The following is a 24130-nucleotide window of genomic DNA, read 5'->3' as shown; positions in this document are numbered from 1 at the left end:
GCCGGCATTGACCATGGTCAACACCGGGCACTTGAGTGCGCTCGTCAGTGAACCATTAAAAGATTGATAAGGCATGCCACCGCGCATGACCTTTGGGGGAAGCATGGATTTTTGGACCGCCATTCAGGCATTGATTCTTGGCGTCGTGGAGGGGCTTACCGAGTTCCTGCCGATCTCCAGCACCGGCCACCAGATTATCGTCGCCGATTTGCTCGACTTCGGCGGCGAACGCGCCATGGCGTTCAACATCATCATCCAGCTGGGTGCGATCCTCGCGGTGGTCTGGGAATTCCGGCGCAAGATCCTCGATGTGGTCACCGGCTTGCCGACCCAGCGCAATGCCCAGCGCTTCACGGTCAACCTGCTGATCGCGTTCCTGCCGGCCGTGGTGCTGGGGGTGATCTTTGCCGACCTGATTCACCATTACCTGTTCAACCCGATCACCGTGGCCGCCGCGTTGGTGATCGGCGGCATTGTCATGCTGTGGGCCGAACGCCGCGCGCATGAAGTGCACGCCGAAAGCGTCGATGACATCACCTGGAAAGACGCACTCAAGGTCGGTTTTGCCCAGTGCCTGGCGATGATCCCAGGTACGTCGCGCTCCGGCTCGACCATCATCGGCGGCCTGCTGTTCGGCCTGTCGCGCAAGACCGCCACCGAGTTTTCGTTCTTCCTGGCCATGCCGACCATGGTCGGTGCGGCGGTGTACTCGGGCTACAAATACCGCGATCTGTTCCAGCCGGCGGACCTGCCGGTGTTCGCCATCGGCTTCGTCACCTCGTTCATCTTCGCGATGATCGCGGTCAAGGGCCTGCTCAAGTTCATCGCCAGCCATAGCTACGCGGCGTTCGCCTGGTACCGCATTGCGTTCGGCCTGTTGATCCTGGCGACCTGGCAATTCGGCTGGATCGACTGGGCGGCGGCCAAGGCATGATGGTTCAGCATCCGCGCTTGAAAGCGGCGATCTTTGTGCTGCTGTGCGCGGCGCCGCTGGTGGGGTCGGTACTGGTGTGGCAACGCGGCGAAACCGTGATCCCGCTGGCGGCCTATGGGGTGGTCAGCGTGATCGCGTTTTTCCTGTATTGGAGCGACAAGCGCAAGTCTCGCACCGACAGTTGGCGCACTCCGGAAAACATTCTCCACGCCGTGGAACTGGCGGGCGGCTGGCCGGGGGCGCTGATTGCCCAGCAGGTGTTCCGGCACAAGACGCGCAAGGTGTCTTACCAGGTGCTGTTCTGGGTGATCGTGTTGCTGCACCAGGTGTTCTGGCTGGACCAGTTGTTCCTCGGCGGCACGCTACTGTCCGTTCTCTAGCAGCAACCCAACCTGCGTGCGCTTGGGCAGTTTGCTCACCACCAACTGGTGGGAGCGCTGCAACAGGCTACGCAGTTCCTCGGCGCCCAGCGGGTAGGGCGTGTTCATGATGATCCACTGCGCGCGTGCCAGGTACGGCGCCGGGTGGATGCCGGGACGGTCCACATGGCCGAGGAACAATTCCTTGTCGACCTTGAACGCCAGCGAGTCGCCGCGCAGATTCTGCAGGGCGAACATCTTGTTGCCGGCGATCGAGAACACCCGCACGCCGCCCCATTTGTAGTCTTCCCGCGCGCCGGGCAGGCTCAGGCAGAACGTCGCGACCTGTGCTTCGGTCATTTTCATAGCAGGCGGTCTCCGCAGCTTTTGAAGCCTTCTTCCAGGTAATCGATCCAGGCGCGAATCGCCGGCAGCACGCCACGGCGATGCGGGTAGACGGCCTGCAGCCAGCCGCCCGGCAACGACCACTCCGGCAGCAACTGTACGAGCCGGCCGCTGGCCAGTTCTTCTTCGCAGTACATCATCGGCAGCACGGTAAAGCCCAGGCCCATGATGGCGCTGGCCTTGCGTACGTTGAAGTCATCGACGCCCAGGCGCGCTTCCATCACCAGGTCGTGGGGGTTGCCTTCGGGATCGAGGATGCGTTGGTGCACCATGCGGTCAGCTTCCAGCGCGCCGAGTATCGGCAGTTGCTTGAGGTCGTCGAGGGTGTTGATGTGCCGACCGTGCAAAAAGTTCGGGCTGGCGACCAGGGCCGTCTGGGCGGGGCGCAGGCGCTTGGTGACCAGCAGCGGGTCTTCATCGCCCAGTTCGCGCACGCGCAGCGCCACATCGATGCCTTCGGCTACCAGGTCGACACGGCGGTTGACCAGGGTCATCTCCAGCTGCACCTGGGGGTGGGCAGCCAGGAAACCCGCGACCACATCCGGCATCATGTTTTGCGCCAGGCCCACCGGGCACGTCACCCTCAGCCGCCCGCGCGGTTCACTGGACATGCTGGCGACGGCCTCGTCGGCCATTTCCGCTTCCAGTAGCATCGCCTGGCAGTGGCGCAGGTAGCGCTCGCCGACGGCGGTCAGGGTCAGTTGCCGCGTGGTGCGTTGCAGCAGGCGCGCGCCGAGGCGCTCTTCCAGCTCGGCAATGCGCCGCGACAGCCGCGACTTGGGAATGCCCAACAGCCGTCCGGCCGCCGCGAAGCCGCCGGCTTCGACGACTTTGGCAAAATAGTAGAGGTCGTTGAGGTCTTGCATGGTCAGCCTATTGTCCTGTCAGTGGGACAAACTATCGCATTTCAGGCGTCTTATCGACTATTGGTTTCATGCGTAGCATCCCCTCCATCTGATCGCCACTGTCGATCCCACACTCGGAGATCCACCATGAAACTGTTGCACATCGATTCCAGCATCCTCGGCGACAACTCGGCTTCCCGGCAGCTCAGCGCTGGCGTGGTCAAGGCCTGGCAGGCGGCGGAGCCAGGTGTGGAAGTGACCTACCGTGACCTCGCCAGCGAAGGCATCAACCACTTTTCCGGCGCGACCCTGGGCGCCCTGGGCACCGCCGCCGAATTGCGTGACGCGGCACAACAGCACGAGGCCGACCTGAGTGCCAACAGCCTGGCCGAATTCCTCGCCGCCGACGCCGTGGTGATCGGTGCGCCGATGTACAACTTCACCATTCCAACCCAGTTGAAAGCCTGGATCGACCGCATCGCCGTTGCCGGTCAGACCTTCCGTTACACCGAAGCGGGCCCTGAAGGCCTGTGCGGTAACAAGAAAGTCATCATTGTATCCACCTCCGGCGGCATGCATGTCGGCCAGGCAACCGGTGTGGCTCACGAGGAATACCTCAAAGTGATGCTGGGCTTCCTCGGCATTACCGACATCGAATTCGTCCGCGCCCATGGCCTGGCCTACGGTGATGAAGTGCGCAGCAAATCCCTGAGCGACGCCAACGTGCTCATCAACGAACAATTGTTCGCCGCTGCGTAAGGCTTGTGTAAATTTCGCCTCTGCTCGGTTTCAATCCGAAGCCGGGCGCCTAAACTCTGTATTCTTGTCGCCTGAAACGACCGGAATACGGAGTTTTTTCGTTTACCCGTTGTCATTACTTTGGCCCAGGTTATGCACGCATGGGTTTATCACCCGATGCGAGTGCCTTGAACCATGGACTTTTCATATAGACATGCCGCGGGTGTTGAACGTGGTCACGCAGCAAAGGTGGACATCCTCATGATGCGTCTTTGTGCTGTTATGGTTCTTTCCCTGCTCGGCGGCCTGATTTCAGTGCACGCCGCGCCCGCGCCGCACCCCCATTGGAGTGTGGGCTTCCACCGCATGAGCTTTCTCGACCCGCTGGACCAGCAGCCGATGAAAGCCGTGGCCTTCTACCCATCGACCGACGCTGAACACAGCACGCAACTGGGTCCCTATCACGTCGCCGCCAGCGAAGATTCCAAGATCGCCATTGGCCGCTTCCCGATGTTGATGCTGTCCCATGGCAACACCGGTACGCCGCTGGCCCTGCATGACCTGGCCACCTCCCTGGCGCGCAAAGGCTTTGTAGTGGTCGCGGTGTTGCATCCCGGCGATAACTATAAGGACCACAGCCGCCTGGGCACGGTGAGTAACCTGTACGGCCGGCCGATCCAGATTTCCGAAGCGATCACCGCGACGCTGGCCGACCCGATGTTGTCGCCGTTCGTCAACGTCGATCAGGTGGGTGTTATCGGCTATTCGGCCGGTGGCGAAACCGCGTTGATCCTGGCGGGAGCCAAGCCGGACTTCGACCGCCTGCGCCGTTATTGCCAGGAACGCCCCGAAGATCGTGATGCCTGCACCACCAAGGGCGAACTGGTGGTGGACCGTGACGACCTGCAACCGCAATCCGACCCGCGCATTCATGCCTTGATGTTGATGGCGCCGTTGAGCCTGATGTTCGGCCGCCACACCCTGGCCGACGTGCATGTGCCGGTGCTGCTCTACAGCGGCGACGGCGACAAGCTGGTGGCGGTCGACAAGAACGCCGCCGCCCTGGCACGCAAACTGCCGGAACCACCGGACTTCAAGCTGCTGGCGGGGGCAGGGCACTTCGTGTTCATGGCACCGTGCGACAGCGACCAACTGGCCGCGATGCCGGCCATCTGCACCGATGCCGACGGCGTCGACCGTGAAGGTATCCACCGCGACCTGATCTCCGAGGCCGGGCGTTTTTTCAGCCACACCCTCGGCCAGGCTACCCGCGCCGGCTTGCAGACCGCCGATCAGTAAGCGCGGCGCTTGAGCAGCAAGGTCACGCCCAGCGCCGTGACCGATAACAGCGCTGCGCAGAAGAAAATCCAGCTGTAACCCAGGTTCAGCGCCACGGCGCCCATCAACGGCCCGGCAATCGCCAGGGCCAGGTCGAAAAACACCGCATAGGCACTCAGGCCCGCACCGCGACTACTGTTGGGCACCTGCTTGATGGCCTCCACGCCGAGCGCCGGGTACACCAGCGACAAGCCAAAGCCGGTCAGCCCTGCACCGATCAAGGCTACGCCGGTGGACGGTGCCAGCCACAGCAGCGTCAGGCCCAGGGTCTCGATGATCATGCAGGCAATCGCCGCCCTGAAGCCGCCAAACCGGCTGATCGCGGAGATGAACAGCAGCCGCGAGAGGATAAAACACACGCCAAACACCGTGAGGCAGTACGCCGCGCCGGCCCAGCCGCGATTGAGGTAATACAGGGTGATAAAGGTGGTTAGGGTGCCGTAGCCGATGGACGCCAGGCACAGGCTGGCACCAAAGGGTGCGATGCGCCCGAACACCGCCCAGAACGGCAGGCGCTCGCCGCGCACCACCGGCACCGAGGGTTTATTGCGGATCAGCACCAAGCCCAGCGCCGCCAATACTGACAGGGCGATACCCAGGCTGGTGTAGCCATATTCGGCGACCATCACCACCCCGAGCGGCGCGCCGATGGCGATGGCGCCGTAGGAGGCAATGCCATTCCACGAAATCGACCGCGCCGTGTGCTCCGCCCCGACCTGGCCCATGCACCAACTGATGGTGCCCACGCCGATCAGGCCCTGGGCCACGCCCAGCAACAGCCGGCCGAGGATCAGAATCCCCAGGCTCAGGCTGGGCAGGTTGTCCACCAGGGTGGCGAAGAACGTCAACACACCGCTGATCAGGATGCCCGCAAGCCCCAGCACAATCGCGCGCTTGGTGCCGACGTTGTCGGACATGCGCCCGGCCATGGGGCGGCTGAGCAGAGTTGCCAGGTACTGCGAGCCGATGGTAATCCCGGCCACCACCGCGCTGAAGCCCAGTTGCTCATGGACGTAGCCCGGGATTACCGCAATCGGCAGGCCGATGCAGATAAAGGCGATGAAGGTGTAGAACACGATGGAGACGATCTGCAGGGTGATCGACAGGGAGGAGGGGGCAGCGTTGGACATGAGCACTCGTTCGCGGGCGGGCGGTGAATGCATCATGGCAAGGGCTTGGGGGAAAAGGAAGCAGGCTAACTACTTTGGCTGAGAAACCGGCTTACTGTGGCGAGCGGGCTTGTTGTGGTGAGCAGACTTTTGTGGTGAGTGGGCTTGTTGGGGTGAGCAGACTTTTGTGGTGAGTGGGCTTGTTGTGGTGAGCGGGCTTGCCCCGCGCTGGGCTGCGCAGCAGCCCCAATAAAAAAACACCGCATTCTGCCAGGCAAAACGCGGTGTTCGTTTTCAGGGCCGCTGCGCAGCCCAGCGCGGGGCAAGCCCGCTCACCACAACAAGCCTGCTCACCACAAAAGCCCGCTCACCACAACGAGCCTGTTCCCCAGGGTTTCAGGTCGCTACGGTTAGAACACCACGCCCTGGCTGCGCAGGTAGTCGTCGTAGGTGCCGCTGAAGTCGATCACGCCGTTGGCGCTCAACTCGATGATGCGGGTGGCCAGGGACGATACGAACTCACGGTCGTGGCTGACGAAGATCAGCGTGCCCGGGTAGTTCTCCAGTGCCAGGTTCAGCGCCTCGATGGATTCCATGTCCAAGTGGTTGGTCGGTTCGTCCATGATCAGCACGTTCGGCTTCTGCAGGATCAGCTTGCCGAACAGCATGCGGCCTTGCTCACCACCGGAGATCACCTTTACGGACTTCTGGATTTCATCGTTGGAGAACAGCATGCGACCCAGGGTGCCACGGATCATTTGCTCGCCTTGGGTCCACTGGCCCATCCAGTCGAACAGTGTGACGTCGTCTTCGAAGTCGTGGGCGTGGTCCTGGGCGTAGTAGCCCAGTTCTGCGGCGTCGGTCCACTTGATGCTGCCGGCGTCCGGGGTCAGTTCGTTGACCAGGGTGCGCAGCAGGGTGGTCTTGCCAATACCGTTCGGGCCGATGATCGCCACGCGCTCGCCGGCTTCGATCTGGAAGCTGAAGTCCTTGAACAGCGGCTTGCCGTCGAAACCTTTGGCCATGCGCTCGACGATGACCGCCTGGCGATGCAGCTTCTTGTTCTGTTCGAAACGGATGAACGGGCTCACACGGCTCGAAGGCTTGACCTCGGCCAGTTGGATCTTGTCGATCGCCTTGGCGCGGGAAGTGGCCTGCTTGGCTTTCGAGGCGTTGGCCGAGAAGCGGCTGACGAAGGACTGCAGCTCGGAGATCTGCGCTTTCTTCTTGGCGTTGTCCGACAGCAGTTGCTCGCGGGACTGGGTCGCCACGGTCATGTACTCGTCGTAGTTGCCCGGGAACAGGCGCAGCTCGCCGTAGTCCAGGTCAGCCATGTGGGTGCACACGCTGTTCAGGAAGTGACGGTCGTGAGAGATGATGATCATCAGGCTGGAGCGCTGGGTCAGGATGTTTTCCAGCCAGCGGATGGTGTTGATGTCCAGGTGGTTGGTCGGTTCGTCGAGCAACAGCACTTCCGGGTCCGAGAACAGCGCCTGGGCCAGCAATACACGCAGTTTCCAGCCGGGGGAGACTTCGCTCATCGGGCCGAAATGCTGTTCCAGGGGAATACCCAGGCCCAGCAGCAGTTCACCGGCACGGGATTCGGCGGTGTAGCCGTCCATCTCGGCGAATTCGGTTTCCAGCTCGGCCACGGCCATGCCGTCGTCTTCGCTCATTTCCGGCAGCGAGTAGATACGGTCGCGCTCGGCCTTGACCTTCCACAGCTCCTCGTGGCCCATGATCACGGTGTCGAGCACGGTGAATTCTTCGTAGGCGAACTGGTCCTGGCGCAGCTTACCCAGGCGCACATTCGGCTCCAGCATGACCTGGCCGCCGGACGGATCGAGGTCGCCGCCGAGGATTTTCATGAAGGTCGACTTGCCGCAACCGTTGGCACCGATCAGACCATACCGGTTGCCGGCGCCGAACTTGACCGAGACGTTCTCAAAGAGCGGCTTGGCGCCGAACTGCATGGTGATGTTAGCTGTGGAGATCAATTACTTTACCTATCAATGGGTTGCGAGCGTGGCGGCAGGAGCCTTCAGGCATGCATCAACAGCGACATCAAGGCGCGAAACCCGGTCGCTGAGCAAAAAATGGGGGATGTGTGTTGGAATTTGGCGCGCATTGTCGCATATGTGAGGCGACAGTTGTATGGCGGCCGACGACGGATGTTAAGAGCCTTCAATGTCGCGTGGTGCAGGGCTTCTCCACACTGGCGGGTTGTTCAGGCTGGATAGCGGAACGTATGATCGCAACGAGCCCGCTATCTGGGCGCCGAGACTCAACCCGTGAAGGACATGCGCATGGAAAAGCACTTCGGTAATTCAGGCCTGTTCAAGGCTGCTTCGTATCACTGCAACGAACTCCTGGGCTGCGGCATCGCCCGCTGGGAGCTGAAAAATATTGCGCTGAATACGAAGGAGTTTTTGATATGTCCAAAGAACTACTCGGAGTTTCTGCTCTAGGGTTGATGGTGCTCGGCGAGTTTTGTGCAATCTACAGTGAGGTGGTCACCGCCAAGCTTGCCCAGACAGGAAGTGGTTCATGGGAAGGGTTCGTACTTCCCGTTGCGCTGATGTGTTTTGCAGGGCTTTGTCTGTTGGGTGCGTATTGGCTGGGGTACGTTGCTGTCGGTGACATCTGGATCGTCACCGTGGTCTCCGTCACCTCGTTGTTGCTGCTTGAGCCCTTGGTGGTCTGGTCGCTGTTTCATGAAGCACCAGGGCGAGGCGCGCTTATCGGGTTCGTCTTGGGAGCCTTGGGAATGCTGTCCACTGTACTGCTCTAACTTGCGCTTCTGGCCCAGCAATCAAACGCTGGGTCAGCTCACCGAAGGTGGGTGAGACTTTTTTTGGGCGCGAAATTTGGCGCCCGCTCCGATTTCGTCTGCACAGTTCCTGGCGTCGCTCATATCAGGCAGCAGAGGCGTGGGGCGCGAAGATGGGTTTGGCCAGCGTCTCCGGCATCGCCAGCCATAACAGCGCCAACGCGACGCCCGCCACCCCGGCCAGGGTGAGGAAGGCCGCATTGTAGCCGGCCTGCTGCACCACAAAACCGGCCAGGCTGCTGCTCAAGGCCGCGCCCAGCCCAAATACCGTGGACAGCGCCCCCAGGCTGACGTTGAAACGCCCGGTGCCCTGGGTCAGGTCCTTGACGATCACCGGGAACAGCGCACCGAAGATCCCTGCGCCGATACCGTCGAGCATCTGCACGGCCACCAGCCAGTAGGGATCGCTGGACAGGGTATAGAGCACGCCACGCAGCGGCAGGATCATGAAGCCGAACAGCAACAGCGGCTTGCGCCCCCACACGTCGGCCTTGCTGCCCACCAGCCAGGCCATCGGCACCATCACCAATTGTGCGGCGACGATACAGGCCGAGGTCAATGGCGTGGCCATCTGCAGGTTGATCTGCGAGAGCTTCTGGCTGACCAGTGGCAGCATCGCCGCATTGGCCAGGTGGAAGAGGGCGCAGCAGACGGCAAACAGCAATAACGGCCGGTTGGCCAGCAAGACCGCAATGCCGGACGGCTGCTCATGGTCGCTGTGGTGGGCAGGGTCGAAGCCCCGGGCTACCTCATGGTCGATCGCCTTGGCCGAGACGCAACTGACCGCCACGACACTGGCCACCGCCATAAAGGCCATCAGGTAGAACACCACCACGGGTCCGAACAGGTACGCCAGGCCACCGGCCAACAGCGCCGCCACAGCGTTGCCGGCATGGTTGAAGGTTTCGTTGCGCCCGGTGCGCCGGGTGAACGCACGTGGCCCGGTAATGCCCAGGGAAATCGCGGAGATCGCCGGCGCGAACACCGATGCGGCGATGGCACTGGCCGCCTGGGTCAAGGCAACCAGGCTGAATGAACTGACGAAGGGCAGCAGCAGGCAACTGCCGGTCACCAGCAGGGCGGCAACGGCAATCACCGCGCGTTTGCTGCGCGTGCGGTCGATCAGGGCACCCGCCGGGCCCTGGGTGATCAGCGCGGCGATACCTGCCAGGGTCATGACTACGCCGATACTGGCCGGATCCCACTTGTGCACCGCCAGCAAGTAGATGGCCAGGTATGGACCGAGGCCGTCGCGCACATCCGCCAGGAAAAAATTCAGGCTGTCCAGGGACAGGGTATTACGCAGGTCGGCGTGTGTGGCCATGATCAGGACTTCGCAGGGGGCGTTCAAAGGCTGAACACTCATTGCGCTAGTGACCTGCGCGCAGTTCATTTAGTTTCGCCTGCTGCTGGGGTTTTAATCTGCGGGCTTGTGGCTTATTTTCTTTGCCTCGCCGTATGACTTATCTGGAGACGCAATGGACATGCCCTCAGCTCAACAGGCGATTGCCTGCAACAAGGACGCCTGGGATCAATCCGCCGACCTGCATAAAACCACCGAGACCTGGAGCGCCCTGCTTAACGGGGTCCGCGACCCTGGGTTTTCGTGCCTGGACCCCACCCTTACCGGGCTGTTGCAAGACATCGGCGTTGCCGGCAAAGAGGTGGTGCAGGTGTGCTGCAATAACGGTCGCGAAAGCCTGTCACTGTTCGGCCTGGGTGCGTGCTCGGTGGTCGGTGTGGATCAATCCCGGGCGTTCCTGCAGCAGGCCCGTGAGCTTGCCGACGTTTCGCCCCACCACCCGGAATTCATCGAAAGCGATATCCACCAATTGCCATCCCGTTTGCACGAGCGCTTCGACATCGCCTTGGTGACCATTGGCGTGCTGGGCTGGATGCCGGATGTGGCGCTGTTCATGCGCCATGTCGCCAGGACCTTGAAACCCGGTGGCACGCTGGTGATGTATGAAACCCACCCGTTTCTGGAAATGTTCGACCCGCGCGCGCCAGACCCACTGTTGCCGGCCAGTTCGTACTTCCAGCGTGAGCCTTTTGTGCTGCAGGAGTCGATTGTCTATGAGGGGCAGGGCGAAGTGGCGGGGCCGACCTCCTATTGGTATGTGCACACCCTGGGGGATGTGGTGAACGCGGCGATTGCTGCGCAGTTGCAGATCGACCATCTGCAGGAATATGCCCACTCCAATCGCGAAGAACTTTACGACCAGTACGAGCACCAGCCTGCCCAGTTACCCCTGTGCTTCACGCTAGCCGCCACCAAGCGTCCAGCCTGAGCCGATTGGCGCCAGGCAAAAAAAGCCCGCGCACTGGCGGGCCAAGGGATTTACTGGAGTAGGTAGGCTTCACCCTATAGGGCCGAAAGTGAAGGCTTTGTGAAAATGCTGTCGCGCGTTCGGATGGCGCACAGCATCACGCGCGGCGCACGAAAGTGCGCATGATTTGGCCTGGGCCGGTACTGAAGACGATGGGCCTGGGCATACCTTCATCCGCCGCAATGAACGCAAATGAATCCCCCTCAAGGCGATAACTGGCGGGCAAGTGCTTGCCGGCGTCATCGCCCAGGGCGTCCACCCAGGTAATGCTTTTGGGAACCGTGCTGCTGTCCAGGAAAAACCGACCCGCCAACAACACTTCGCCACTGACGGTCTTCACTTCGAAACGATCGCCGCTGATAGTGGTTAAAGCGCCCGGAGCGCTGTGGGCATCGATGGGATTGAGTACGCCACTGTCTTCAAGTGAGGTTTGCTCCCAAACGCCTTGAAGGGTTTGACTATCCGGATCTGAAAGGGCTGACATACAAATTCCTTTTTGCTGAGGGGGTAATTGCCGGACGTTGCCGGCGGTGCTGCCTTTTACCATCTTTTGCCGTTCGATGATCGGTGGTTGCCGCGCCCCAAGGCCGGCCGTCGAGGGGCCTGCCTGGCACATTCACTAGACAGGTTTTCACAATTCTTGATTAACTTTTGGTTACAAACTGTGGCTAAATAACTGCCACGGACCACGTATCGGGACATTACTCAGCCGGTCGTGCCAATTGTGTGAATTGTGATTTCAGACGCTGCTATCCATCCTCAGCCGTTGTGGGCGCGCAGGAGCAGCCTGTTTTCTTCTGACATGTGACGAAATCCCTTGAAACTCATCATTGTTGTTCTTTACGTTGCCTCCATTGCGTATGTACACCTGCGTGGTCGGGTGCGGCATAAGCTGGGCCGCCAACTCAGTGATCATTCGACCTTCCTGGCACCGATCAACTGCTTCCTTTACCTGTTCTCCAAACTGCCCGGCCGCCCTTATTTATCACCCAGCGATTTTCCCGAACTGAGCCCGCTGCAAGAGCACTGGGAGGAGATTCGTCGGGAAGGCCAGGCTCTGATGCGTGCGGGCGAAATCAAACGCTCCGACCAATACAACGACGTAGGTTTCAACTCGTTCTTCAAGTCCGGCTGGAAGCGGTTCTACCTGAAATGGTATGGCGACAGCCACCCCTCGGCGATGAAGCTGTGCCCGCGTACCACCGAGCTGGTGCAGGGCATCGGCTCGATCAAGGCGGCAATGTTCGCCGAGTTGCCGCCGGGCTCCAAGCTGGTGCGCCACCGTGACCCGTATGCCGGTTCCTACCGTTACCACCTGGGCCTGGACACGCCGAATGATCCGGGCTGCTACATCAATGTGGACGGCGAAAGTTACTACTGGCGTGATGGCGAGCCGGTGATGTTTGACGAGACGTATATTCACTACGCTGAAAACACTACACAACAGAACCGCATCATCCTGTTCTGCGATATCGAGCGCCCGATGAAATACCGTTGGGCCGCCGCCTTCAACCGCTGGTTCAGCCGCACTGTGATGGCGGCCGCAGGCTCGCCCAATGACGCCGGCGACAAGACGGGTGGGCTCAACCGCGCGTTTACTCGCCTGTACAAGATCCGTCTGCGTGGCAAAGAACTGAAAAAGCGCAATCGCACGCGTTACTACCTGGAAAAGTGGGCGATCTTCGCTGCCCTGGCGGCTCTCTTCCTGCTGATCTGAAGCCGGTCCGGGCGCCACTCACTTCGGTGGCGTGGCGTCTAATTGATCCCACATCTTTCTGTTGATTTTTTGCCGATTGGCATAGCCCGCCCACGGGTCTTCCTTCAAACCTTGCAAACGCTCCAGCACATTGGCCACCGTCCATTGCTGGGCACTGCGCAAGCCTTTGAGCTCTTCACGACTTACCGGTACCGACACGGGCAGGCCCGGCCGTGCGCGTACCGAATAGGCAGCCACTGTGCTGGCGCCACGGGCATTGCGCAGGTAATCGATGAAGATCTTGCCTACGCGGTTTTTTGGCCCGGAGGTGGCGGTAAAACGCTCGGGCAACTGCCGGGCCATGAACTGGGCGATGGCTTTGGCAAAGGCTTTTACCGTGTCCCAGCCATCCCGCCGCGCCAACGGTATGACCAGGTGCAAGCCTTTGCCGCCGCTGGTCTTGACGAAGGCTTCCAACCCCAGTTCGTCGAGTACCGACAAGGTGAGCTGAGCGGCTTCCAGCATGGTTTTCCAGGGCAGCGCCGGGTCCGGGTCTAGGTCCAGCACAAACAGGTCCGGGGTTTCGATCTTGTCAGAAGTGGCGCCCCAGGTGTGAAACTCGATGCTGCCCATTTGCACGGCACCGGCCAGGGCGTGCGCGCTGTCGATTTCCATCAGGCGCGCATGGCCTGGGTCCAGTGCCGGGTCCAGTTGTTTGATGTGGGGAATGGCCAGGCGCTCTGCATGCTTCTGGAAAAACTGTTCGCCTTCGATGCCTTCAGGCGCCCTGAGCAGCGATACCGGGCGGTGCCGCAGGAACGGCAGAAGCCACTTGCTGATGCTGGCGTAGAACTGCGCCAATTGCTGTTTCTGCGTGCCGCTTTGCGGGTCGATGACGCGGTCGGGGTGAGTGACCTTCACCCCGCTGGCTCGCCCGGCCGCCGGTGCTTTCAGGGTTTTGGCCGTGCGGGGCTGCTCCCGGATGACCTGCGCGGCGGTTTTGTCCGTGCGCAAGCCCATGAACGCTGCCTGGCGTACCACACCCTCTCGGGTCCATTGGGCAAACTGCACCTCACCGACCAGCGTCGGCTCCACCCAATGCACGCCGCGCGCCTGGGTGCCGGTCAGCGGTTTTGCCAGGGGCGACGCCGCGCGTTCCAAAGGCTTGAGCCGGGCATGGATATTTTTCAGTGAGGCCTGGTCGAACCCGGTACCCACGCGCCCGGCATAGACCAGCGCGCCATCGGCATGGACGGCCAGCAACAGCGCACCAAATCCGCTGCGTGATCCCTGGGGGCGGGTGTAGCCGACGATCACGAACTCCTGGCGCAGGCGACATTTGAGCTTGATCCAATCGGTACTTCGACTGGAAACGTAGGGGCTGCCCTTACGCTTGCCGATCACGCCTTCCAACGCCAGCTCGCATGCGCTTTCGACGATATCGTGCTGGTTGGCGGCAAATGCTTCGGAAAAACGCAGCAGTTTGCTGCGGCTGCCGGACAAGGCGTCTTTGAGCGCGGCGCGTCGCTCCTCGAGTGGCGCCTGGCGTTGATCGCTGCCGTTTAAAAACGGCGCGTCGAACAGGTAGTAGACGATGTCCAGGCTGCGGCCGAGCTCAAAGGCATTTTGCAGTGCCTGGAAGTCCGGCAGGCCGTCGTCATTAAGGCTGACCATCTCGCCATCGAGCCAGCTGTCCTTGAGCTTCAGGGCCTGCAGGGCCTTGACCTGGCGTGGCAGGCGCTCGGTCCAGTCATGGCCATTGCGGGTAAACAGGCGTACCTCGCCGCCGCGGATGCGGGCGAGCATGCGGTAACCATCGAACTTGATCTCGTAGTGCCAGTCGCCTTCGGGCGCGCGGTCTACCAGGGTTGCCAGTTGCGGGGCGAATTGTTCGGGGAGGGCGGTTGCCCGCTTCTGTGGTTTGGCGCGAGGCTTGGCCTTGGGTTCACCGACCGAGGCGTCACTGAAGACGCTCTTTGGCTGGGCCTGGACAATATCGTATTCGGCGGCGGGGCGTGCCTGCTGGTCTTTTTCCTTGATCAGCAGCCACTGCTCCTTGTCGCCGCTGCCCTTGAGGCGCGTACGTACCAGCGCCCAGTCACCGGAGAGCTTTTCACCGACCAGGGTAAATTTGAGTTTGCCGGCGGCATAGGCCTTGTGCGGGTCGTCATGGGGTTGCCAGATGCCGCGGTCCCACACGATCACATCGCCGGCGCCGTACTGGCCGGCCGGGATGCTGCCCTCGAAACCGCCATAGCTCAGGGGATGATCTTCAACGTGCACGGCCAGGCGTTTCTGGCTCGGGTCCAGGCTCGGCCCCTTGGGCACTGCCCAGCTGAGCAGCACCCCGTCAAGCTCAAGACGGAAGTCATAGTGCAGGTTGCGCGCATCGTGCTTCTGGATCACGAAGCTCAGGGCCGATGCCTTGGGCTTACGACCCGGTGCGCGGCCTGATGGCTCGGCGGTGACCTCGAAATCGCGTTTACGGTTGTATTCGCTCAGGGGCTTGGCCATGTGGTTCTCCCGCATACGTCAGGCTCAAGAGGCCTTTTTGCCGGCTTTTTTCGCGGCCGGTTTTTTTGTCGCCGGCTTGCCCGCCAGGCTGCGCTTGAGCAGCTCGGTCAGGTCGATCACATCGGCGGACTTGCGTTCCTCGCTGCCTTCCTGGGATTCGACGTCTTCGATCTTGCCGGCCTTGGCTTTCTTCGCCACCAGCGCCATGATTTTTTCCTGGAAACTGTCGCGATAGTCCTCGGGCTGCCAGTCTGCGCTCATGTCTTCCACCAGGCGCCTGGCCATGTCCAGCTCGCCCTTGGCCAGGCTGGGTTTGGTCACCTCGCTGGGCAGTTCCAGCTCATCCAGGCTGCGCACTTCAGCCGGCCAGCGCAGCATCACCAGCACCAGCGCCGACTCCAGGGGCATCAGTGCCGCCAGGTGTTGCTTGGTGTGCAACACCACATTGGCCAGGGCCACCTTGCGGGTTTTCTTCAATGTTTCGCGCAGCAGTGCGTAGACTTTACCACCGCGTTTATCCGGGGCCAGGAAGTAGGGCGTGTCGATGTTCTGCAACGGAATCTGGTCGCTGGCGACAAACGCGATGATTTCGATGGTCTGGGTCGACTTGGGGTGGGCCGAGCGGATCTCGTCTTCGCTGAGTACCACATAGCGGCCTTTCTCAAACGCCACGCCCTTGACGATATTCTCCTTGGTGACCTCCTTGCCGGTGGCCTTGTTGATGCGCTTGTAGCCCACCGGGTCCATGCTGCGCTTGTCCAGCCAGTCGAAGTCCACGCCCTGGGCGGACGTGGCCGAGACCAGCGATACCGGAATATGAACCAGGCCGAAACTGATGGCGCCTTTCCAGATTGCCCGTGGCATGCGTGCGATTCCTTAAGAAGAAGCTGTGTTCGGGTGACTCGACGGCAGCGTGAAAAGTTTCCCCGGGCAGATGCGCGGACAGATCGTGTTACACCTGATGAGAAACTATTTAGTTACGAAAGCCGAACCCAGGGCGTAGCGTGGTATCGAAAGCACGTACTCCTCGCCCCAGAGAGGCTTTGTCATGAACAGCTGTGTGCGTCATCTCGCGGTGCTGGTGCTAGGCCTGGCACTTGGGCCAGTTGCCCTCGCGCAAAACCTGCCCGGCAGAAGCGATTCCAATAACGGCCCGATACACCGGGCCAATCCCAACAGCATGCAGGGCACTCAACCCAATACGCCGGCGGTGCGTGGTATTCAGACCGTGCCGACGCCGCGCACACCGACCCTGGAAAACGGTGGTATCGGCAATCGCTATCCGCAACGCGATGCGGCCCCCAGCCGTCCAGCCACCGACACCAAAGCCCCCACCTATGATGCCAACGGCAATCGCCGGTAAGGACGCTGTCTTATGTTGATACGCAAAACCCTGCTCGCCACCCTGTGCGCCACCACGCTGCTTGCGCGGACGGCCGTTTATGCCGCCGATGGGCAGCAGTTCCCCAGTGAACAAGGCAGCATCACCGCGACCCCGATCGTCAAAGGCCTCGATCACCCGTGGGCCGTGGCGTTTCTACCCGACCAGCAAGGGTTCCTGGTGACCGAGCGTCCGGGCCACCTGCGCTTTGTCAGTCCGGACGGCAAGCTGTCTGCGCCGTTGACCGGCGTGCCCGAGGTGTGGGCCAAGGGGCAGGGCGGTTTGCTCGATGTGGTGCTGTCGCCGGACTTCAAGCAGGACCGCATGGTCTACCTGACGTATGCCGAAGGCGGCGGCAAGGGCGGCACGGCCGGCACCGCTGTGGGTCGCGGGCGCCTGGCGCCGGACCTGAGTGGCTTGACCGATTTCAACGTGATCCTGCGCCAGGAGCCGAAACTCTCCACCGGCAACCACTTCGGTTCGCGCCTGGCCTTCGACCGCGATGGCTACCTGTTCGTGACCCTGGGGGAAAACAACGACCGCCCGACCGCCCAGGACCTGGACAAGCTGCAGGGCAAAGTCGTACGGATCTACCCGGATGGCCGCGTGCCCGATGACAACCCGTTTGTCGGTCAAGTCGGGGTACGTCCCGAGATCTGGTCCTACGGCCAGCGCAATCCGCAAGGGCTGGCGCTGAACCCATGGAGTGGCACGCTCTGGGAAAACGAACACGGGCCGCGCGGCGGTGATGAAATCAACATTATCGAGCGGGGCAAGAACTATGGCTGGCCGCTGGCGACTCACGGCATCAACTATTCGCTCACACCGATTCCCGAGGCCAAGGGCAAGACCGCAGAAGGCACCGTGGCGCCCCATCATGTGTGGGAGAAATCACCGGCCATCAGTGGCATGGCCTTCTACGACGCCGACCGGTTCAAGGCGTGGCAGCACAACGTGTTCATCGGTGCGCTGGCCAGTCAGGAACTGATTCGTCTGCAGTTCGATGGCGACAAGGTTATCCATGAGGAGCGCTTGCTGGGCGGCTTGAAGGCACGCATTCGCGATGTGCGGCAGGGGCCGGATGGCTTTCTGTATGTGCTGACGGATGAGGACGATGGCGTGCTGTATCGAGTGGGCCTCAATCAGGATTGAGCAATGAGCCGCAAGCTTGAAGTTTCAAGCTTGCGGCTTCAGTCAAAGCCCGAGTTCGGACAACCCCGGATGCTCATCCGGGCGCCGTCCCAGCGGCCAGTGGAACTTGCGTTCGCTCTCCTTGATCGGCAGGTCGTTGATGCAGGCAAAACGATTGGCCATCAGGCCATTCTCGTCGAACTCCCAGTTCTCATTGCCATAGGAGCGGAACCAGTTACCCGAGTCGTCGTGCCATTCGTAGGCATAGCGCACGGCGATGCGGTTGTCGGTAAAGGCCCATAGCTCCTTGATCAGCCGATAATCCAGCTCCCTGGCCCATTTGCGCGTGAGAAAGCCCTTGGCCTCTTCGCGGTTATGGGCGAATTCGGCACGGTTACGCCATTGCGTGTCCAGGGTGTAAGCCAGCGACACCCGGTGCGGGTCGCGGGAATTCCAGCCGTCTTCGGCCAGGCGCACTTTTTCAATCGCCGATTCACGGGTAAACGGCGGCAAGGGCGGACGTGTTTCTGCGGTAGATGACATCAGGCGGCTCCTCAAAACCATACAGCGTTATCGAAAGTTGCCAGGCGGGTGGGTTCACAGTCCCAATAACGTTCGCGCCATGCATTGCGCATTATCGGCAGCTGTTGAATCACCCATGACCAGGGCAACGGTAATGGCGCCATCGATCAGGATCAGCAGTTGCGCGGCCTGCCGTTCGGGGTCGGGGGTGCCATGTGCTTGGCACAGTTCGAGTGCGTACTCGAACAGTTTCTGTTTATGGGCCTTGGCCAGCAGGCGAACTGGGTCGTGCGGGTCGCCGGTTTCACCACTGGTGTTGATAAAGGCGCAGCCGCGAAAATCCGCCGAGCCGAACCAGGCCTTGAGCGCGTCGAACAGCGCGAGCAAGCGTGCGCCGCTGCCATCGACGCGCTCCACTTCGCCGCGCAGCCAGTGCATCCAGCGCTCGTCACGGCGCTGCAGGGCCGCGATCACCAACTCATCTTTATTGGCGAAGTAACGGTAAATGCTTTTTCGCGAGACGCCGGCGGTTTTCACCAGGAAGTCCATGCCGGTGGCGGCGATGCCGTGGCGATAGATCAACTTCTCGGTGACGTCGAGGATAATGTCGCGGGTTTCATTGGGGGTCATATCGTTCATGGCTGCTAAAGTAGAACGATCGTTCTTCTTAGTCAACAAGAATTTTACTCTCTGCCACTGCGAGACCTGAGCACCCCCATGGTGTAAGCTCGGGGCCTCTTCGGATTCGACCCATTGCGAGCCTTATGCCGTCGTTCTTCAAACGCTCCCTGTTGCCCAAACTGCGCGGTTTTCCCCTGACCCCCGACGCCATTGACGTGCTGTCCGGCGCTGACGCGTTCCGTCGCTGCCTGCTGGAGAACATTGCCCAGGCCACCCGCCGCATCTACATCGTCGCGTTGTACCTGCAGCAGGACGAGGCAGGGCAGGAGATCTACGACGCCCTGCACGCCGCCAAGGCCGCACGGCCGGAGTTGGACATCGTGGTGGTGGTCGACTGGCTGCGCGCCCAGCGCGGGCTGATCGGCGCCGGCAAGCAACCGGGCAACAGCGCCTGGTACCAGGCCATGACGCAGCACCATGCCAGTGAAGTGCCGGTGTACGGCGTACCCGTGCAAACCCGCGAGCTGTTCGGCGTGCTGCACCTCAAGGGCTTTGTGATCGATGACAGCGTGTTGTACAGCGGTGCCAGCCTGAACAACGTGTACCTGCACAAGTTCGATAAATACCGCTTCGACCGTTACCACCTGATCCACAGCCAGCCCCTGGCGGATTCCATGCAGCACTTGGTGGAGCACGGCCTGGTGGCCTCCAAGGCCGTGCACCGCCTCGACCTGCCGAACCCGCCGACCACCCGCAGCCTGCGCAACGACATCGGCGACCTGCGCAGCCGGCTCAAGCACGCGGCCTACGACACCACGGCAGGGCAGTTGCCCAACGGCCACCTGTCTGTCAGCCCGTTGCTCGGCGTGGGCAAGAACAACCCGTTGAACCGCGTGATCCTCGAACTGATCGCCAGCGCCCGGCACCAACTGACCATCTGTACGCCGTACTTCAACCTGCCGCTGCCGGTGACCCGGGAGATCAACCGCGCCCTGGCGCGTGGGGTAAAGGTCGACATCATCGTCGGCGACAAGACCGCCAACGATTTCTACATCCCGCCCAGCGAACCCTTCAAGGTGATCTCGGCACTGCCGTACCTGTATGAAATTAGCCTGCGCCGCTTTGCCAAGCGTCATCAACCGGTGATCGACAGCGGCCAGTTGAACCTGCACCTGTGGCGCGACGGCGACAACACCTACCACCTCAAGGGCCTGTGGGTCGATCAGCGCTACACCTTGCTCACCGGCAACAACCTCAACCCACGGGCGTTTCGTCTCGACCTGGAAAACGCCTTGCTCGTCGATGACCCCCAAGGCCAATGGCTGGAGCCGCGACGCACGGAGCTGGCGCAGATTTTCCAGCACACCACGCGGATCGAGCGTTATCAGGATTTGCAAACCCTGGTGGATTATCCCGAGGCCGTCGGCAAGTTTTTGCGCCGGGTCAGCCGTGTACGAATCGAGCGGTTGTTGTACCGAATTCTCTAGTAACGGGTGCGTTGCGGCAGGCTCGATGTGTTGAGACTTTGCCTCTGCAGCGCCTTGGGCGTGTGCTGTACGTTGTCTATTGACTGTTCTAAGGGACGAGAACTCTCGCCGTTCAATTGGCCAGGGGTTAATAGATATGTACACCACTCGATTCAGCAGTACTGTCCCGGCGCTCGGTGAGTTTCAGGCGCCCTCCCAGGCGGCGGTGTTGCACCCTGTCGCGGTCCCTGACAGCCGGTCCAAACGTGCTGTATCCGATACCGTAACGCCACGGCGCCATTTCCCCGGCGCCGCTGTCGCCGCTGCCGCGGATACCACGTTGCACAAACGGCTGGTTCAGTGGCTGACCACGGGCAGGCCGCCCGAAAGCCTTATCCCGCCCAACGCGTCCATCGCCCCCTTTCTCCAGCTATACAACGCCGCAATCACTGAACCGGCCGTGCAAGCCTGGTTTGAAGCCAAGGGGTTGAAGCTATCGACCGTGCGGGTATTTCGAGATTCGGTGGCAGGCATGGTGACGCGTGAGGGCAAGGATACCTTTGAGCGGTTTACATTAACGGATGGTTCGGGCTGGTGGGAGGTCAGTACCAAGATCCACGCCATCCAGCAGGTTCTTTCGCCCAATGACCTGGGGGTGCCAGTTGCTATGAGCCCGACCCAAAGTGCAGTGCCGCGTGACGTGGTGCTGGATTTCTACGGCGTAAGGCCGCCGCTCAATGAGCGGGCCGCGGCGGCATTGGGCACGCAACTCAAGCGCGAGGGATGGCCCGCGATTTCTTCCTCCTTGCGTGATCAGTGGGAGAAACAGTTCAAGCACCTGCTGCAACAGGACGATGACCAGGCAGTGCGCAGGCAATTGGTTGGCCAATTGCAGCCGATAATCGAGGGCAAGGAGGGCGGTGAATCACTCAAGCTGGATGATCATACGGTCTCCATTGCGAGGGGATCGACCCTGGATCAACTCAGCCAAGAGCCACGAAAGCAGTTCAATGCCTTTTTGGCGACGCCGACCTTCCAGGATTTCCTGGCGAACGTGGGGGATGCGGGAGAGGGCCGCGCATACCGGTTGTCCGAGGGGGCCCTGCAGATGCGCAACGCTGCCGGTCAATGGCAATCGCTGCAGTCGTATTTCGACGAGGAAATCCAGAAAACGCTGGCCACCGGCAGCGAAGAAGCACAACAGTCTGCTCGCCAGATGAACTCGCATCTCGATGATTTGCTGCGCATGAGTGGCAAGACCGGGAATGCCCTGTACAGCACTCGCACCTATGACGCGCAGCAGGCGTTAGCGTTTTATGCCCCTGATGCGCCACAGACCGTGAGTGACGTGCGTGCCACATTGAGTTGGTTCACTACGTCGTTCCCGCCGCCGCTGTCGGCAGGCGATTACGCAGTCATGCTGCCCTATGAACAGAGCGTGGGCGCCGCGTTGTCGGCCGATGATCGTGAGGTGTTGAAAGGCATGGCGCCAGCGGTGGTGGCATTGCTTGGACGCTTTACTGGCTCCAGTGTGGTCGAGCAACCGCCCCATGATCCTGATCGCCGTCTTGCCGACTTTTTCGATTCGCCACCCTGCATCGCCAAGGCCGACGAATTGGCCAGACGCCTGAAGCTTTACGCCGTAGCCGACGGTCAGCCCTTGAGTAAAGCCAAGCGCCATCAACTCCTGGCGGCGACGCTGAAGCTGAGTGTGAAAGCTCCAGTGCCTGGCCGGCCAGGCGTAGTGGCCGGGTATTGGCTTTACCAGCCAGGCAACCTGGGTCGCACACTCAAGGATGTGCGCCAGGACGTGGAAAAACACCTGGAAAGCCAGGGGGTCGATGCCACGCTTTCGTCCTTGTTCGCTCACCTGTTCTTGGCCCACTCCGCACCGGAGATGCTGATCAAGGCCGATCCTGATGTGCCGGCGGAGGCTGCGCAGGCCTTCAACCGTGACCCGCAAAGCATCAAGATCGGCTCCACCGGCTGGCTGGAAATGCGCCTGGGCTGCGCAATAGCCGATGCGCTGTCCGGCGCGGGCAGTTCGCGATTGATGAACCTTACGCAAATCACGGCGCTCTCGCGCCTTGACGCGGGTGGTGCAACACAAGAGGCGCTGCTCAAGACCCTGGCGACCAGGCCGTTGTTGGACTGGGCGGTCATGACCGGCATTTTCCCCATGACCCACGACAACCAATACTCTCCAGGGGATTATCAGGCTGCGACACAGGCCTTTACCGCGCGGGAGAAGCAGATCCGCGAGGCCTTCAGCACACTGACGAAAGAACCGCCGACTCAGCGCAGCTTGCTGATCGAGCGGCTGCTGTCGTTGTTCCCGGAAATGACCGCCGATGAACTGCGTGGATTCAGGCTTGAACTGGACACGGACGTGCCTTTTGAACCTCGCCAGCATGCGCATCTGGAATCCCGTCGGCCGTTGCTGACCGATGTCATTCTGACGGATCAGGTTCGCGATGACCCGTTGCTGGCCGTCGATCATTGGCTCAATGCCCGGATCAATGGGGAGCGACGCTACCGGTTCATCCATCCCAGGATTTCCCAGGCAACGTTCGAGGCGCGCATCCGGCAGGTGCCGGAGATCGCCCCATTGGTGGCGGCCGCGGTCGATCAGCACATTGCCGATACCCGCGTGGCTCAGGCTACTGCGCTGAAACTGATGATTGCCCAGTTGCCCGCGCAGGAACGTCTGGCGCTTGAGTCAGGCAACATAGAGTTTTTCACCGTACGCCAGGAAACCGGGGAAGCCCTGGAGGACGATCAGGGCCCCGACTCCAAGGTCGACGAACACTGTGGCAAGCATGGCCTGCTGCTGCGTTATGAAACGGGCGCGGTCGAGCCAAGGTTCGGTTACTACGAGGTGTTCCCGCGATCAATGCAGATGGTCAAGCGCACCGATTTGCCTTATCGATTGAAACTCGATGGTGCCGTCGAAGAAGGCCGCAAGCCCTACGGGCCCTTTGCTTATCTGCGCAGGCCGTTCCGGCTGGGGACTGAGCAAGCCTTCGATGTAGAGGCCTACCGTTCAGGTTCGCTGCCGCGTGCGGGTGCCAAATCGAAGGTGATTATCGAGAAAGTACCCACAGAACTGCCGCCGACGCCGCAGCTACGCCCTGGGGATAGGGCGATCCGGCGTGTGCCCGATACTTTTGTTTCAACCAAAACCGAGCAAATTGTCAGCGCTTTGCTGGCCCACAGCTTTGACGGCAAGCGTGCGACGTTGATTGAGTTTGCCAACCAGCCCCCGGGTTTACAGAGCCGACGCACCTATCCGTTTACCTCCGGCACTCAGCTGTTCAACGCCGAGAACGCCCGTATGATGCTGAGCCTGATCCCGTTTGTGGGTGCGATTTCAGATATTGCACACGGCAATGTGAAGGAGGGGCTCAAGGGCTTACTGATTGATTTCGCGTCGTTCGCCGCCACAGGCGGGCTGAGTGGGGCGAGCCGATTTTTGCGTGGCGTAAAAAAGCTGGTGCTGTTCAATGGCAAGTCATTCAGCCTGCCAGGGCTTAAAGGCACCGCGCCGTTGCTGCGTAGCCTGTTCAATCCTCTGGACGGTGCGATTGACGTGCTCAAATCCGGGCCGAAAACCGTCGATGCACTGCGCAAAATCATGAACGGTGAAGTCGCTCGCCTGGCGCCCGGCCTCTATATGCCGACCACGGCATTCGAGAAGTGTCGTTGGGCGGTGGGCGTACAAGGTTGCCTCTTCCCGGGAGGCATTCGATCGTTCAGGGCTGTGTCGGGCGCTCGAACGGGCAACGTGGGGGCTCTTGAAGTCCAGGCGATCCAGAAAAACGCCGGGTGGTATGTGATCAATCCCAGCTCAGGCGAGCCTGAGGGTGCACCTTTGAAGCATTTCAGGGTTCGGGACTGATGGGGGCCGTCCA

22 protein-coding genes are annotated in these 24130 nt (G+C 61.2%); 12 read left to right on the top strand and 10 right to left on the bottom strand.

The window, feature by feature from the left end; genetic code table 11:
• Positions 1–103 precede the first annotated feature (103 nt).
• Both AC07OT_RS19220 and AC07OT_RS19215 read left to right on the top strand, forming a co-directional pair.
• On the top strand, positions 104–934 hold the full coding sequence (locus AC07OT_RS19220) for an undecaprenyl-diphosphate phosphatase (protein WP_495108787.1): 831 nt from the start codon (positions 104–106) through the stop codon (positions 932–934).
• Positions 931–1314: a DUF1294 domain-containing protein gene (locus tag AC07OT_RS19215; protein ID WP_495108786.1), complete on the top strand. Its 384-nt coding sequence runs from the start codon at positions 931–933 to the stop codon at positions 1312–1314. Before AC07OT_RS19220 ends, AC07OT_RS19215 begins: the two co-directional genes overlap by 4 nt.
• Here the strand turns inward: AC07OT_RS19215 and AC07OT_RS19210 are convergent.
• On the bottom strand, positions 1297–1659 hold the full coding sequence (locus tag AC07OT_RS19210) for an MmcQ/YjbR family DNA-binding protein (RefSeq protein ID WP_027607908.1): 363 nt from the start codon (positions 1657–1659) through the stop codon (positions 1297–1299). The genes AC07OT_RS19215 and AC07OT_RS19210 overlap by 18 nt on opposite strands.
• The gene (locus AC07OT_RS19205) at positions 1656–2564 is read right to left on the bottom strand and encodes a LysR substrate-binding domain-containing protein (protein ID WP_065941322.1); all 909 of its coding nucleotides are present in this window, start codon (positions 2562–2564) and stop codon (positions 1656–1658) included. Before AC07OT_RS19205 ends, AC07OT_RS19210 begins: the two co-directional genes overlap by 4 nt.
• Positions 2565–2690: 126 nt before the next feature.
• Between AC07OT_RS19205 and AC07OT_RS19200 the strand changes: the two genes are divergently transcribed.
• Positions 2691–3302: an FMN-dependent NADH-azoreductase gene (locus AC07OT_RS19200; protein ID WP_027607906.1), complete on the top strand. Its 612-nt coding sequence runs from the start codon at positions 2691–2693 to the stop codon at positions 3300–3302.
• A 240-nt stretch (positions 3303–3542) separates the two neighbouring features.
• A complete protein-coding gene (locus AC07OT_RS19195) occupies positions 3543–4580 on the top strand; it encodes an alpha/beta hydrolase family protein (protein WP_141155075.1) in 1038 nt (345 codons plus the stop codon).
• Here AC07OT_RS19195 and AC07OT_RS19190 read toward each other — a convergent pair.
• Entirely contained in the window at positions 4574–5749 is a 1176-nt protein-coding gene (locus AC07OT_RS19190; protein WP_495102601.1) for an MFS transporter, read from the bottom strand. The genes AC07OT_RS19195 and AC07OT_RS19190 overlap by 7 nt on opposite strands.
• Before the next feature lie 389 nt (positions 5750–6138).
• Positions 6139–7725, bottom strand: a complete 1587-nt coding sequence (locus tag AC07OT_RS19185) for an ABC-F family ATPase (RefSeq protein ID WP_027607903.1) — start codon at positions 7723–7725, stop codon at positions 6139–6141.
• 309 nt (positions 7726–8034) lie between these two features.
• Between AC07OT_RS19185 and AC07OT_RS19180 the strand changes: the two genes are divergently transcribed.
• Both AC07OT_RS19180 and AC07OT_RS19175 read left to right on the top strand, forming a co-directional pair.
• Entirely contained in the window at positions 8035–8196 is a 162-nt protein-coding gene (locus AC07OT_RS19180) for a hypothetical protein (protein WP_253489814.1), read from the top strand.
• Positions 8197–8201: 5 nt separating this feature from the next.
• Positions 8202–8519 carry a hypothetical protein gene (locus AC07OT_RS19175; RefSeq protein WP_495108897.1) on the top strand — a complete coding sequence of 106 codons (318 nt, stop codon included), beginning with the start codon at positions 8202–8204 and terminating at the stop codon, positions 8517–8519.
• A 124-nt stretch (positions 8520–8643) separates the two neighbouring features.
• Here AC07OT_RS19175 and AC07OT_RS19170 read toward each other — a convergent pair whose 3' ends face one another.
• A complete protein-coding gene (locus AC07OT_RS19170; protein WP_495108896.1) occupies positions 8644–9882 on the bottom strand; it encodes an MFS transporter in 1239 nt (412 codons plus the stop codon).
• A 154-nt stretch (positions 9883–10036) separates the two neighbouring features.
• Here AC07OT_RS19170 and AC07OT_RS19165 point away from each other — a divergent pair, with 154 nt between their 5' ends.
• Positions 10037–10849, top strand: a complete 813-nt coding sequence (locus AC07OT_RS19165; protein WP_115486139.1) for a class I SAM-dependent methyltransferase — start codon at positions 10037–10039, stop codon at positions 10847–10849.
• Positions 10850–10985: 136 nt separating this feature from the next.
• Here AC07OT_RS19165 and AC07OT_RS19160 read toward each other — a convergent pair whose 3' ends face one another.
• Complete coding sequence (locus tag AC07OT_RS19160) at positions 10986–11372, bottom strand: TIGR03067 domain-containing protein (RefSeq protein ID WP_495108785.1); 387 nt, start codon at positions 11370–11372, stop codon at positions 10986–10988.
• Positions 11373–11705: 333 nt separating this feature from the next.
• Between AC07OT_RS19160 and lpxO the strand changes: the two genes are divergently transcribed.
• The gene (lpxO, locus tag AC07OT_RS19155; RefSeq protein ID WP_115486137.1) at positions 11706–12605 is read left to right on the top strand and encodes a lipid A hydroxylase LpxO; all 900 of its coding nucleotides are present in this window, start codon (positions 11706–11708) and stop codon (positions 12603–12605) included.
• 18 nt (positions 12606–12623) lie between these two features.
• Here lpxO and ligD read toward each other — a convergent pair whose 3' ends face one another.
• Both ligD and ku read right to left on the bottom strand, forming a co-directional pair.
• Positions 12624–15098 (bottom strand): DNA ligase D, encoded by a 2475-nt coding sequence (ligD, locus tag AC07OT_RS19150; RefSeq protein ID WP_115486306.1) that lies wholly within the window; start codon positions 15096–15098, stop codon positions 12624–12626.
• A gap of 24 nt (positions 15099–15122) precedes the next feature.
• Positions 15123–15962, bottom strand: a complete 840-nt coding sequence (gene ku / locus AC07OT_RS19145) for a non-homologous end joining protein Ku (protein WP_115486136.1) — start codon at positions 15960–15962, stop codon at positions 15123–15125.
• A gap of 184 nt (positions 15963–16146) precedes the next feature.
• Between ku and AC07OT_RS19140 the strand changes: the two genes are divergently transcribed.
• The gene (locus AC07OT_RS19140) at positions 16147–16461 is read left to right on the top strand and encodes a hypothetical protein (protein WP_495108784.1); all 315 of its coding nucleotides are present in this window, start codon (positions 16147–16149) and stop codon (positions 16459–16461) included.
• Between the two features lie 12 nt (positions 16462–16473).
• On the top strand, positions 16474–17631 hold the full coding sequence (locus AC07OT_RS19135) for a PQQ-dependent sugar dehydrogenase (protein WP_495108783.1): 1158 nt from the start codon (positions 16474–16476) through the stop codon (positions 17629–17631).
• Positions 17632–17673: 42 nt separating this feature from the next.
• Here AC07OT_RS19135 and AC07OT_RS19130 read toward each other — a convergent pair whose 3' ends face one another.
• Both AC07OT_RS19130 and AC07OT_RS19125 read right to left on the bottom strand, forming a co-directional pair.
• Positions 17674–18153, bottom strand: a complete 480-nt coding sequence (locus AC07OT_RS19130; RefSeq protein WP_141155069.1) for a nuclear transport factor 2 family protein — start codon at positions 18151–18153, stop codon at positions 17674–17676.
• A 54-nt stretch (positions 18154–18207) separates the two neighbouring features.
• The gene (locus AC07OT_RS19125; RefSeq protein WP_495108782.1) at positions 18208–18771 is read right to left on the bottom strand and encodes a TetR/AcrR family transcriptional regulator; all 564 of its coding nucleotides are present in this window, start codon (positions 18769–18771) and stop codon (positions 18208–18210) included.
• 125 nt (positions 18772–18896) lie between these two features.
• Here AC07OT_RS19125 and pssA point away from each other — a divergent pair, with 125 nt between their 5' ends.
• Both pssA and AC07OT_RS19115 read left to right on the top strand, forming a co-directional pair.
• The gene (gene pssA / locus AC07OT_RS19120) at positions 18897–20240 is read left to right on the top strand and encodes a CDP-diacylglycerol--serine O-phosphatidyltransferase (protein ID WP_495108781.1); all 1344 of its coding nucleotides are present in this window, start codon (positions 18897–18899) and stop codon (positions 20238–20240) included.
• Positions 20241–20376: 136 nt separating this feature from the next.
• The gene (locus AC07OT_RS19115; RefSeq protein ID WP_495108780.1) at positions 20377–24117 is read left to right on the top strand and encodes a hypothetical protein; all 3741 of its coding nucleotides are present in this window, start codon (positions 20377–20379) and stop codon (positions 24115–24117) included.
• Positions 24118–24130 lie beyond the last annotated feature (13 nt).

Source organism: Pseudomonas sp. GW821-FHT09C10 (assembly GCF_059418085.1).
This window is presented reverse-complemented; position numbering and strand designations above follow the sequence as displayed.

Coding starts and splice junctions, on each gene's coding strand:
- AC07OT_RS19210 (WP_027607908.1), bottom strand. CDS start 1,659: ATGAAAATGACCGAAGCACAGGTCGCGACGTTCTGCCTGAGCCTGCCC.
- AC07OT_RS19195 (WP_141155075.1), top strand. CDS start 3,543: ATGATGCGTCTTTGTGCTGTTATGGTTCTTTCCCTGCTCGGCGGCCTG.
- ligD (WP_115486306.1), bottom strand. CDS start 15,098: ATGGCCAAGCCCCTGAGCGAATACAACCGTAAACGCGATTTCGAGGTC.
- AC07OT_RS19180 (WP_253489814.1), top strand. CDS start 8,035: ATGGAAAAGCACTTCGGTAATTCAGGCCTGTTCAAGGCTGCTTCGTAT.
- AC07OT_RS19115 (WP_495108780.1), top strand. CDS start 20,377: ATGTACACCACTCGATTCAGCAGTACTGTCCCGGCGCTCGGTGAGTTT.
- AC07OT_RS19125 (WP_495108782.1), bottom strand. CDS start 18,771: ATGAACGATATGACCCCCAATGAAACCCGCGACATTATCCTCGACGTC.
- AC07OT_RS19130 (WP_141155069.1), bottom strand. CDS start 18,153: ATGTCATCTACCGCAGAAACACGTCCGCCCTTGCCGCCGTTTACCCGT.
- AC07OT_RS19160 (WP_495108785.1), bottom strand. CDS start 11,372: ATGTCAGCCCTTTCAGATCCGGATAGTCAAACCCTTCAAGGCGTTTGG.
- AC07OT_RS19200 (WP_027607906.1), top strand. CDS start 2,691: ATGAAACTGTTGCACATCGATTCCAGCATCCTCGGCGACAACTCGGCT.
- AC07OT_RS19205 (WP_065941322.1), bottom strand. CDS start 2,564: ATGCAAGACCTCAACGACCTCTACTATTTTGCCAAAGTCGTCGAAGCC.
- AC07OT_RS19140 (WP_495108784.1), top strand. CDS start 16,147: ATGAACAGCTGTGTGCGTCATCTCGCGGTGCTGGTGCTAGGCCTGGCA.
- AC07OT_RS19165 (WP_115486139.1), top strand. CDS start 10,037: ATGGACATGCCCTCAGCTCAACAGGCGATTGCCTGCAACAAGGACGCC.
- pssA (WP_495108781.1), top strand. CDS start 18,897: ATGCCGTCGTTCTTCAAACGCTCCCTGTTGCCCAAACTGCGCGGTTTT.
- AC07OT_RS19220 (WP_495108787.1), top strand. CDS start 104: ATGGATTTTTGGACCGCCATTCAGGCATTGATTCTTGGCGTCGTGGAG.
- ku (WP_115486136.1), bottom strand. CDS start 15,962: ATGCCACGGGCAATCTGGAAAGGCGCCATCAGTTTCGGCCTGGTTCAT.
- AC07OT_RS19170 (WP_495108896.1), bottom strand. CDS start 9,882: ATGGCCACACACGCCGACCTGCGTAATACCCTGTCCCTGGACAGCCTG.
- AC07OT_RS19215 (WP_495108786.1), top strand. CDS start 931: ATGATGGTTCAGCATCCGCGCTTGAAAGCGGCGATCTTTGTGCTGCTG.
- AC07OT_RS19135 (WP_495108783.1), top strand. CDS start 16,474: ATGTTGATACGCAAAACCCTGCTCGCCACCCTGTGCGCCACCACGCTG.
- AC07OT_RS19190 (WP_495102601.1), bottom strand. CDS start 5,749: ATGTCCAACGCTGCCCCCTCCTCCCTGTCGATCACCCTGCAGATCGTC.
- AC07OT_RS19175 (WP_495108897.1), top strand. CDS start 8,202: ATGGTGCTCGGCGAGTTTTGTGCAATCTACAGTGAGGTGGTCACCGCC.